Origin of the sequence: Bartonella sp. AA83SXKL, from assembly GCF_042196965.1 — a bacterium.
GTDB lineage: Bacteria > Pseudomonadota > Alphaproteobacteria > Rhizobiales > Rhizobiaceae > Bartonella.
On sequence record NZ_JBHIRG010000229.1, the window covers coordinates 1 to 662 of the forward strand.

Consider the following 662-nt stretch of genomic DNA (forward strand, 5'->3'; position numbering starts at 1 on the left):
ATATGCCTTGATATTTCAAATGGATTGTTCAATGAGCTTAACAGGATATGTCAAGTCATGATAAATGTGATGTGTGGGCTTCTATGGATTTCGTTTTTGAGCAGTATCGCAAAAAGATGCGATAGAGATTACCTTTGACGGATATTACTCACCTTTCAAACTATTTTTCAGTTTTGTGCAAGCTTGTACTTTTTGAGACAATATCATAGGAATGGGCTTTATTGCATTGGTGGTATTATGGAACTTTTATGGGAATGAGATGCAGTGAGACTGATTTTTCTACTTATACAGTTCAAGCTTTCTATCGATAGGCTGCAAAGTAGATGTATGAACCAACTGTTCATGAATTTTATCGTGTGGCACCAGATGGTCTTCCAACAGGGATAGATTTTTGTCAGTTTATTCTACAATACAGTTGATCTTAATTGTGAAAAAGATGTGATCCACAATATTAAACGTGCTTGTTTGCAAGGTGGAGAGTTCACCGTTCTTTATAGAAATTTTGCAAAAGGTAAAATAGTAGGGTGTTTATCAATCTTTTTTGTATAATAGCCAAGAATTGATCTGAAGAAGTATTCTGCGCAAGCTTTTCCTTCATGGCATTATATTGATCAAGATACATTGAGGTAAAAAGCAATAATAATAATGGCAAATAGTCAGTA

Annotated in this window: 1 protein-coding gene; it reads right to left on the reverse strand. The window is 34.3% G+C overall.

Annotation, left to right across the window (positions count from 1 at the left end; all coding sequences use genetic code 11):
- Window positions 1-481: 481 nt before the first annotated feature.
- On the reverse strand, window positions 482-662 hold a 181-nt coding region (locus tag ACFINO_RS10795), incomplete at its 5' end, for a hypothetical protein (protein ID WP_375655847.1).